This window comes from Paenibacillus sp. P4_A7 (genome assembly GCF_056402455.1).
This window is the reverse complement of sequence record NZ_JBFUHJ010000201.1, coordinates 1-9,310: the sequence shown is the minus strand read 5'-3', so window position 1 is coordinate 9,310 and position 9,310 is coordinate 1. Positions and strand designations below refer to the sequence as shown.

The following is a 9,310-nucleotide window of genomic DNA, read 5'->3' as shown; positions in this document are numbered from 1 at the left end:
TCCGGAGTTAGAGTAGGCATTATAACGCTAGTAGCGATGCGTCTGCGCCGGGTTGTACCTAGTCGAATTGTTAATCCATTGATTAAAGCGACAAAAGCAGGTCTGGGCGTAAATATCAATCAACTTGAGAGCCATTTCTTGGCGGGCGGTAATGTTGACCGTGTAGTTAATGCTTTGATTGCTGCTCAGCGTGCTAATATCCCTCTTATTTTCGAACGTGCAGCAGCTATTGATCTAGCAGGTCGTGATGTATTACAAGCTGTGCAAATGAGCGTTAACCCACGTGTTATCGAGACACCGATTGTTGCTGCTGTGGCAAAAGACGGAATTGAAGTGAAAGTTAAGGCACGCGTAACCGTTCGTGCGAATATTGAACGTCTCGTCGGTGGTGCTGGTGAAGAAACGATTATTGCACGTGTAGGCGAAGGTATCGTAACAACGGTAGGTTCGGCCAACTCACATAAAGATGTCCTTGAAAATCCAGACATGATTTCTCGTACAGTGCTTGGTAAAGGATTGGATGCAGGTACAGCATTTGAAATTTTATCGATCGATATCGCGGATGTTGATGTAGGTAAAAATATTGGCGCACATTTGCAAACAGAACAAGCTGAAGCTGACAAGAAGATCGCACAAGCAAAAGCCGAAGAACGCCGTGCAATGGCTGTTGCTCATGAGCAAGAGATGAAAGCGAAGGTCGTTGAGATGGAAGCACGCGTTGTAGAGTCAGAATCACAGGTACCGCTAGCGATGGCTGAAGCGTTAAGAAGCGGGAAAATCGGTGTTATGGATTACTTGAACCTTAAAAATGTTGAAGCTGATACGCAAATGCGCAACTCAATCGGCAAAACGGATAGCTCGACCGAGCACAAAGACGGTCGCTAATGCGAATGTTCAGTCAGCTGAATACATTCAGCGTGGCTGCGCTTTGGAGGTGAAGGCAAGTTGAAAATCATTGATTTTTTGATGAGTAATATATATATCGTAATCATCATAATTGGTGCGCTGGCCTCTCTGTTCAGTAAAGCAAGAGCGAAGAATAAGCCGAGTCAGATGCCTGACTTTGGCGGCAGCGGCTTGCCAAGTACTCCATCACAGAGCAGGAATAACCATGAAAGCGGCGAAGAACGGCAGTATCCTGAACGAGCACCAGAAGCGCCGACAGTGTATCAAGTGCGTACAGAGCCTGAGCGGCAGCTAGACACTCCGCGGAAAGCGGTGTCGACTGTACAACCGGAGAACAACTATCGGGCAACAGCGTCTTCCACAGCGCGTGAGCGAGTGTTGAAGACGGAGATTGAGAGTGAAGTGAAAAGGGTAACTGCTGATGAAATGCGTAAAGCAATTGTATGGGCTGAAATTTTAGGTCCTCCTCGGTCTAAGCGACCGTATCGCAGGTAATAAACGAACAGGGTTGCCCCTTAAGGTCTATGACCTTATGGGGCGGCCCTTTTTTTGTTGTCATAAGGCTCCCGATAAACCGTTCCTCATAAAACACAAATGTCACGCATACTTTGTTACAGTACGATTATTTTGAATAGCAAATAATTCCTGTTACGCAGATTACGCTTTCGAAGAGAGTTTGCTCCGCAAACTTTAAGGAGGGACATACAAACGAGTATGCGACATATAAAAAGAAAATTCCGCAAAGTAACCGCTGGCCTTTTGGATATGCCGCATGATGTCGTGTATGATTTGCCTCGATTAACGATGATCGGTGACCGTCAGCTTTATATCGAGAACCATCGCGGAGTCGTACACTTTTCAAGCGAAAGCTTACGGCTTGCATTAAGCAAGGGTCAACTCGAAGTAACGGGACTCGATCTTGTCATACGGACGATTTGGACAGAGGAAGTTTTCATAGAGGGACAAATTATGAACATTCAATTACTGCCATAGAAACAGGATTGAGCTGGAAATTTAGGAAGTGACATGTACAGGAGGGGAACGGATTGAAATCACAAGGAGCTCAATGGTTAAAGGGTATTGTTACTGTCCATATACGCGGTGGACAACCTGAGCAGTTCGTAAACCGCGCGCTTGCGGGCGGTTTGCAGCTTTCTTCTATTCGATGGACGAGCAAGGGCTTGCTTGAGTGTGAGCTTTCGGTTAGCGACTTTTTCGAGCTTCGTACGTATTTAAAGCAGACAGGCTGTCGTGTACATGTCATTAAGCGAGGCGGACTTCCATTCTTGCTCGTAAAGGCAGAGCGTCGGATTTTTTTTGCAGGAGGTATCGTCTTGTTTTTTGCCCTCATATTCATGCTGTCATCACTTGTTTGGACGGTGGACGTGCAAGGGAATGTTAAGTTGACTGAGGAACAAATTCGCTTAGCTGCCAAGCAAGAGGGTCTATATCCCATGCAGTGGTCATTCCGTCTTACAGATGCGGATATACTCTCCAAGCAGCTCGTACAAAAACTGCCTGGAGCTACATGGGTAGGCGTTGAGAAAAAGGGCACCAAGGTTAAGATTCAAGTGGTTGAATTAAATGTTCCTGATAAACTGCCATTGCATACACCGCGTCATTTAGTAGCATCGACGGATGCTGTCGTAACCCACATTATTGCGGAAGCAGGCAATCCCGTGGTTAGGAAAAATATGAAGGTTAAGAAGGGGCAAGTATTAATATCGGGTTTGATCGGAGCAGACGCTTACACCAAAACCGTGGTGGCCAAGGGATCCGTAAGAGGACTCGTATGGTACGAATATTCTATTGCTTCACCGTTAACTCAACAAATAAAAGTATATTCAGGCGAGAAAAAAACGAAGTGGTATGCAGTTTTAGGCTCGCGCAAGCTTCAGGTGAGCGGCTATGGCGACAACCCCTTCGAGGCGTCGGAGTTAATTCAACATGAAGAGCAAGTATCTTGGCGTAATTGGTCACTGCCAATCGGTAGGATGAAAGATACGATTATGGAAATGCAGATGGAAGAACGAGTGTTATCCGAAACGGAAGCGAAGAACGTAGGGATTTTGCAAGCAAAAGCGGATCTATTAGTAAAAGCAGGAGCTGACGCGGTTATACGGGATGAAAAAGTTTTGCATGAAAAGACGGACAATGGTAAAGTTTATATGAAAGTTCTTTTTGAGGTAGAGCAGTCCATAACTAAGGAATTACCACTAGTCCAGATGCAGGGAGATTGAGGTTTGTTGCAAATTGAGACGAAAGTTGTGAAGATACCGCTTGGAAACGCTGCGGAGGGACTGGCTGTGCTAGGACCGCAGGATAAATATTTACGATTGATTCAGGCTCAAATAGAGTCATCCATTACATCCCGTGAAGCGGAGATTGTAATAACAGGTCCGACATCAGAGGTGGATTCGCTTGAGCAGCTCTATAATGTCCTGCTGCAGCTTGTTCGCGGAGGATACAATCCGTCTGAGCGTGATGTCGTATATGCTCTTGAATTAGCGCGGTCTATGCAGGCTGAAGAACTGCTTGATCTGTTTAGTAAAGTCATAACGACTACTTTTAGAGGCAAGCCAATCCGTGTGAAGACAATAGGTCAGCGTCACTATGTACAAACGATTCGTAAAAAAGATATTGTGTTTGGAATTGGTCCTGCAGGAACGGGGAAAACGTACTTAGCTGTTGTCCTAGCCGTTGCTGCGCTTAAGGAAGGATCAGTAAAGCGCATTGTGTTAACGAGACCGGCTGTTGAAGCGGGAGAACATCTCGGCTTCTTGCCAGGAGATTTACAGGAAAAGGTTGATCCTTATTTGCGTCCCTTATATGATGCGCTGCACGATGTATTAGGGCCAGAGCAAACGGTCAAGGCACTTGAACGTGGCTTGATAGAAATCGCTCCGCTCGCATATATGCGCGGCCGTACGCTTGACGATGCATTCATTATTTTGGATGAAGCGCAAAACACAACACCTGAGCAAATGAAAATGTTTTTGACGAGACTTGGTTTCGGTTCGAAAATGGTTATTACAGGCGATGTAACTCAAATTGATTTGCCTCGCGGCAAAAATTCTGGACTAATCGAAGCACAGCGCATTTTGAAAAGCATAGAGGAAATAKGTATTATTTTATTTTCCGAGCAGGATGTGGTTCGTCATTCATTGGTTCAAAAAATTATAGTAGCCTATAACTGGGATGCCGAAAACAAAGCCTAGAGAGGAATGTCTGCATCATGAACCAAAATCAGACCGATAAACAGGGGAACTTGCGACCGTCTAAGGCGGGTTGGAGGCAGAGCTCAGCCGTTCGATGGGTGCTGATGTTTATGTTTGTGCTGTTATTCTATTTCAGCTTAGCTCCACATCTTGTCCCAGAGACCTATGATATTCAGGAAGGCGCAGCCAGTGAGAAAGATATCAAAGCGCCCTTCCAAATCAAAGACGAGAAAGCTACGAGACAGGCGGAGGAAGATGCTGCGAATCGAATCGATATAAGTTATTCCATCGTAGCTCTTCGTAATGAAACTTTGATCGACCAAATATTCGCTCGGATTGAGCAATTAAATCAAGATGATCAGGYAACTACGCAAAATAAAATTGATATTTACCGCAATGAAATTCCAAGGCGTTATTCGGGTTTTATTGATGATTTTGTTAAGGTTAACAAAGGTAAGGGAACTTATAACGATTCATTGCTTGATGAAATGACCATCGTTGCTAAAGAACAGGAATATACGATTCCGGAAGAAACTTTTTACAAAATACCTAACATATCGACTGAATCACTTAACGAGATGCGTCTCGTAGCTAGGGATATTGTGAAAAAGTTGATGGGAGAGCAGCTTCGTGAGGCCGAGACAGCTCGGACTCAGGTGGCTGAGCTCGTGAATGCAAGCTCATTGTCAAACCGGACAAGCAGGGAAATTGTACAGGAGCTTGCAAGATTTGCTATAATGCCAAATAAGTTTATGGATAAAGAAGCGACTGAAGAGGCTAAGGTGCAGGCTAAGCAGAATACGCCGCCTGTTGTTATCAAAGAAGGCGAGCTCATCGTAAAGCGCGGTCAAATCATAACAGCTGATCTCTACCAGCTTCTTGTGGATTCTTCGCTTTTGCAGGATAAGAAAAATTATTGGCCACAAACCGGACTACTTATGTTGTCGATCATGTTTATTAGCGTTCTATATGCTTATTTACATCAATCAGGAAGCATTAATGGTGTGAAGCCGAAATATAACAATGCGTCATTACTGATGCTTTGGCTTATATTTCTAATAAATACAATTACAATACAAATTACATCTTTAACGCAAACGGATGCAGCTCCCTATGCAGGCTTTTTGGCTCCTGCGGCACTTGGGACGATGCTGATCACACTGCTGCTCGATATGCATCTGGCCATTATAAGCTCATTTTTGTTTGCGATTATGGGAAGTATTATATTAAATACCGGGCAAAATCAACTATTCGATTTTCAGTATGGGTTCGTCATCATTGTCGTTTCGTTCGCTGCTATTTTCTCTATTCATAAAGCTAGTCAGCGGTCAACGATACTAAAAGCGGGTATTATGGTAAGCTTGTTTGGTGCGTTGGCAGTAATTGCGATATTGCTGCTATCCGAAGATCTTGATCGTATGCCGTTTATCTACTCCGTTGGCTTTGCATTTGCCAGTGGACTATTAACAGCGGTGTTTGTTATCGGCTTGATGCCGTTTTTCGAAGTTACATTTGGCATTTTGTCAGCATTAAAGCTTGTGGAATTGTCAAATCCTAATCATCCTTTGCTTCGCAAGCTGTTAACTGAAACACCTGGTACTTATCACCATAGTGTTATGGTCGGTAATTTATCAGAGGCTGCTGCGGAAGTGATTGGAGCAGACGGACTGTTATGTCGTGTCGGCTCGTTCTATCATGATATCGGGAAGACAAAACGGCCGAATTATTTTATCGAGAATCAGACAAATATAGAAAATCCGCATGATACGATTGATCCAAAGCTAAGTAAGTCTATTATCGTTTCTCATGCAAGGGATGGCGTGGAGATGCTGAAAGCACATAACATTCCGAAGCCAATCCGTGATATTGCTGAGCAGCATCATGGTACAACTTCTCTTAAGTTCTTTTATTATAAAGCTAAGAAACAAGCAGAAGAGCAAGGCTTGGAGCCTACGTTTACTGAAGATGATTTTAGGTATCCCGGTCCTAAAGCACAATCGAAGGAAGCTGCTGTTGTAGGCATAGCCGATTGTGTTGAGGCGGCCGTACGCAGCTTGCATAATCCGACTGTTGAGCAGGTAGATGCGATGATTCACAAAATCATCAAAGGAAGACTGGATGACAATCAGTTTAATGAATGTGATCTGACGATGAAGGAACTCGATAAAATAGCACATTCACTTAAGGAAAGCGTCATCGGAATTTTCCACTCACGCATTGAATATCCCGATGATGTGAAAACAAAGGAGCGCTTGGTATGAGTTTACGGTTGGAATGGGGCAATGACCAGCAAAAGATGGAAATTCCTGAAGCTTGGATAACAAGAATCGAGCAATTGCTTCAATTAGCAGGCAAAGCGGAGGGAATTACGGAGGGGGATGTGTCGCTTACCTTTACGAATGATGAGGAAATTCATCAGCTTAATCGTGATTATCGCGGCATAGATCGCCCGACAGACGTGCTGTCATTCGCCATGCAAGAGGACGGAACAGAAGAGCTTGACATCTTATTTGAGGTGGAGAGCGAGGATGAGCTGGACCCGATCTCAGGCATGCTGGGGGATATTATTATTTCCGTTGAAACGGCAGCAGCACAAAGCGAGGAGTACGGTCATTCATTGGAACGGGAAATTGGCTTTTTGTTCGTTCATGGATTTCTGCATTTGATAGGTTATGATCATCAGGATGATGCGACTGAAGCTGAGATGACATCGAAGCAAGAAGCAATATYGCAGCAAGCGGGTTTGGTTCGCTAATGTATAAGTTTATGCAAAGTGTTGCGGTAGCCTTGTCTGGCATCGCCTTTGCTCTGCGTACTCAGAGACATATGCGATTTCATTTTATCGCAGGCCTTATTGTATGCGCACTTGGACTGATTGTATCGCTTGAACCGCTGGAATGGGCGATTATACTGCTTGTGATTGGAGTAGTTATCAGCGCTGAGATGATCAATACATCACTTGAACAAGTCGTTAATTTGGCGAGTCCAGGGATTCATCCTATTGCAAAAGCGGCAAAGGATGTTGCTGCTGGAGCTGTTTTAATTGCAGCTATAATGGCTGCTGTCATCGGGCTGCTCATCATTGGGCCGCCCTTATGGCATTTATTACACTTTATTACACTAAGCAGATCATAATGAGAGTTGGAGGATGATAAGTATGCATCATGAAGGATTATCAACACAGTACTCAACCTTGTTAAATGCCGCTAAAGATGCGATGGCTAAAGCCTATGTTCCTTATTCGAATTTTCGAGTAGGAGCAGCACTTCTTGACAATGAAGGACATGTTCACTATGGCTGCAATGTAGAAAATGCAGCATACGGTCCAACTAATTGTGCGGAACGCACCGCTTTGTTTCGTGCCGTAGCCGATGGTAAGCGTCCTGGACAATTTCAGGCGATTGCAGTTATAGGAGACACAGAAGGTCCGATTACACCATGTGGCGTTTGTCGGCAAGTATTAGTAGAGCTATGTGCGCCGGACATGCCGGTTATTATGGGTAATTTGAGCGGTAAGTGGACAATTTCGACTGTATCAGAACTATTGCCGGGGGCTTTTACTCCGGCGTCACTAGATAATGGGGAGCGTTAAACAAACTAATGAATCAAAATAAAGCAAACGATCGTGGAAGCAAAAAATTCAAATCAGGATTTGTAGCAATTGTCGGTAGACCAAATGTAGGGAAATCGACACTAATGAATCACCTAATCGGACAGAAGATTGCGATTATGTCGGACAAACCGCAAACTACTCGTAATAAAATTCATGGAGTCTACACGACGGATGATACCCAAATCGTGTTTTTGGATACACCTGGTATTCACAAACCACAGTCTAAGCTAGGCAATTACATGATGCAAACTGCTGAGAGCGCGTTGAGAGAAGTTGAAGCTGCACTATTTTTGATCGATGCTTCAGAGGGTCTTGGCGGCGGTGATCGTTATATTATTGAACAGCTCAAAAAAGTAAAAACACCTGTCTTTCTAGTTATGAACAAAATTGATAAAGTAGCTCCGGAGCAGCTTCTTCCGATGATTACACAATATAATGCCTTACATGATTTTGCGGAGATTATTCCTATTTCAGCGCTTAAAGGTAATAATGTCGATACCTTGCTGGATCAACTATCTCGTTATTTGCCAGAAGGCCCGCAGTACTATCCTGCAGACCAAATTACCGATCACCCAGAGCAATTCGTATGTTCAGAGCTTATTCGCGAGAAAATATTGCACTTGACCCGCGAAGAGATACCTCATTCAATTGCGGTAACAATTGAAGATATGAAGGTTCAAGAAAATGGCATCGTATATATAGGAGCAGTCATTTTTGTTGAGCGTGATTCGCAAAAAGGAATTATTATCGGCAAAAAAGGCGAGCTGCTTAAGGAAGTTGGCAAAAAAGCAAGGCATGACATTGAAGCTCTACTTGGCTCAAAAATATTTTTGGAGCTATGGGTAAAGGTGAAAAAAGATTGGCGCAATCAAGATCGCGTACTTAAAGATCTTGGATTTAGACATGATTAACCGTAGCTGACGTAATTTGTTAAGGATAGACATTCGCCTTTTATCGCATCCTATTCTTGTCTGGAGAAGCATTTCRGGGAGCGGAAAGGATGAATACGAATGCGAGATTTTTCGTGGAAGTATTTTGCGTTGACCGGCGATGTTGAATCATTCATGCTTTACAAAGAAGTACATCAGCTAGGGTCAGTAAACAGTTCTGATGCGTTTACTGGAGTAGACGATGAGCTTGCGCAATTGGACTTAGACGATACGACGAGCTAGCGCATCGACCACGTGACCGATGATAGGCTAGCACAAACGGATCTTACGCCGACATGGACGGCGTAAAACCGTTATGGGGTGTGGGGGAGAGTTACCGGTATGCTGTATCGTGTCGAGGGGATCGTTATTCGCAGTATGGATTACGGGGAAGGCAATAAGATTGTGACGTTGCTCACAAAAACAAACGGTAAAGCGGGTGTTCTTATCCGCGGCGCGAAAAAATTGAAGAGTAAGCATTCTTCACTCGCGCAGCCGTTTACATATGGAGAGTTCGTTTATTTTCGTAACAGCGGACTAGGAACACTTAACTCTGGTGAGATTATTGAATCTCACCATCTTTTGCGTGAACAGTTGGATATGACGGCTTATGCTGCGTATGCGGTTGAACTTACGGACCGCAC

General features: G+C 44.1%; 12 protein-coding genes. All 12 read left to right on the top strand.

Annotation, left to right across the window (positions count from 1 at the left end):
* Nucleotides 1–885 (top strand): flotillin-like protein FloA (floA, locus tag AC1DWN_RS20545; RefSeq protein ID WP_477560769.1); only part of this gene is annotated, 885 nt, incomplete at its 5' end.
* Nucleotides 886–945: 60 nt separating this feature from the next.
* On the top strand, nt 946–1,401 hold the full coding sequence (locus AC1DWN_RS20540) for a hypothetical protein (RefSeq protein WP_477560768.1): 456 nt from the start codon (nt 946–948) through the stop codon (nt 1,399–1,401).
* Nucleotides 1,402–1,620: 219 nt separating this feature from the next.
* Nucleotides 1,621–1,899, top strand: a complete 279-nt coding sequence (gene yqfC, locus AC1DWN_RS20535) for a sporulation protein YqfC (protein WP_477560767.1) — start codon at nt 1,621–1,623, stop codon at nt 1,897–1,899.
* Between the two features lie 53 nt (nt 1,900–1,952).
* Nucleotides 1,953–3,146: a sporulation protein YqfD gene (gene yqfD / locus AC1DWN_RS20530; protein ID WP_477560766.1), complete on the top strand. Its 1,194-nt coding sequence runs from the start codon at nt 1,953–1,955 to the stop codon at nt 3,144–3,146.
* 6 nt (nt 3,147–3,152) lie between these two features.
* Nucleotides 3,153–4,124 carry a PhoH family protein gene (locus tag AC1DWN_RS20525; RefSeq protein WP_477560770.1) on the top strand — a complete coding sequence of 324 codons (972 nt, stop codon included), beginning with the start codon at nt 3,153–3,155 and terminating at the stop codon, nt 4,122–4,124.
* A gap of 17 nt (nt 4,125–4,141) precedes the next feature.
* A complete protein-coding gene (locus AC1DWN_RS20520; RefSeq protein ID WP_477560765.1) occupies nt 4,142–6,385 on the top strand; it encodes an HD family phosphohydrolase in 2,244 nt (747 codons plus the stop codon).
* Nucleotides 6,382–6,879, top strand: coding sequence for an rRNA maturation RNase YbeY (gene ybeY, locus AC1DWN_RS20515; protein ID WP_477560764.1), 498 nt, complete (start codon nt 6,382–6,384; stop codon nt 6,877–6,879). The genes AC1DWN_RS20520 and ybeY overlap by 4 nt, the downstream gene beginning before the upstream one ends.
* Nucleotides 6,879–7,259, top strand: coding sequence for a diacylglycerol kinase family protein (locus tag AC1DWN_RS20510; protein ID WP_477560763.1), 381 nt, complete (start codon nt 6,879–6,881; stop codon nt 7,257–7,259). The genes ybeY and AC1DWN_RS20510 overlap by 1 nt, the downstream gene beginning before the upstream one ends.
* Nucleotides 7,260–7,281: 22 nt before the next feature.
* A complete protein-coding gene (gene cdd / locus AC1DWN_RS20505) occupies nt 7,282–7,716 on the top strand; it encodes a cytidine deaminase (RefSeq protein ID WP_477560762.1) in 435 nt (144 codons plus the stop codon).
* A gap of 8 nt (nt 7,717–7,724) precedes the next feature.
* Nucleotides 7,725–8,648 carry a GTPase Era gene (gene era, locus AC1DWN_RS20500; protein ID WP_477560761.1) on the top strand — a complete coding sequence of 308 codons (924 nt, stop codon included), beginning with the start codon at nt 7,725–7,727 and terminating at the stop codon, nt 8,646–8,648.
* A 99-nt stretch (nt 8,649–8,747) separates the two neighbouring features.
* Nucleotides 8,748–8,909, top strand: coding sequence for a YqzL family protein (locus tag AC1DWN_RS20495; RefSeq protein WP_477560760.1), 162 nt, complete (start codon nt 8,748–8,750; stop codon nt 8,907–8,909).
* A gap of 99 nt (nt 8,910–9,008) precedes the next feature.
* Nucleotides 9,009–9,310 (top strand): DNA repair protein RecO (gene recO, locus AC1DWN_RS20490; RefSeq protein WP_477560759.1); only part of this gene is annotated, 302 nt, incomplete at its 3' end.

What these genes read in the sequence shown, in the direction of transcription:
- yqfC (WP_477560767.1), top strand. Translation starts at nt 1,621, where the DNA reads ATGCGACATATAAAAAGAAAATTCCGCAAAGTAACCGCTGGCCTTTTG.
- AC1DWN_RS20510 (WP_477560763.1), top strand. Translation starts at nt 6,879, where the DNA reads ATGTATAAGTTTATGCAAAGTGTTGCGGTAGCCTTGTCTGGCATCGCC.
- cdd (WP_477560762.1), top strand. Translation starts at nt 7,282, where the DNA reads ATGCATCATGAAGGATTATCAACACAGTACTCAACCTTGTTAAATGCC.
- era (WP_477560761.1), top strand. Translation starts at nt 7,725, where the DNA reads ATGAATCAAAATAAAGCAAACGATCGTGGAAGCAAAAAATTCAAATCA.
- AC1DWN_RS20495 (WP_477560760.1), top strand. Translation starts at nt 8,748, where the DNA reads ATGCGAGATTTTTCGTGGAAGTATTTTGCGTTGACCGGCGATGTTGAA.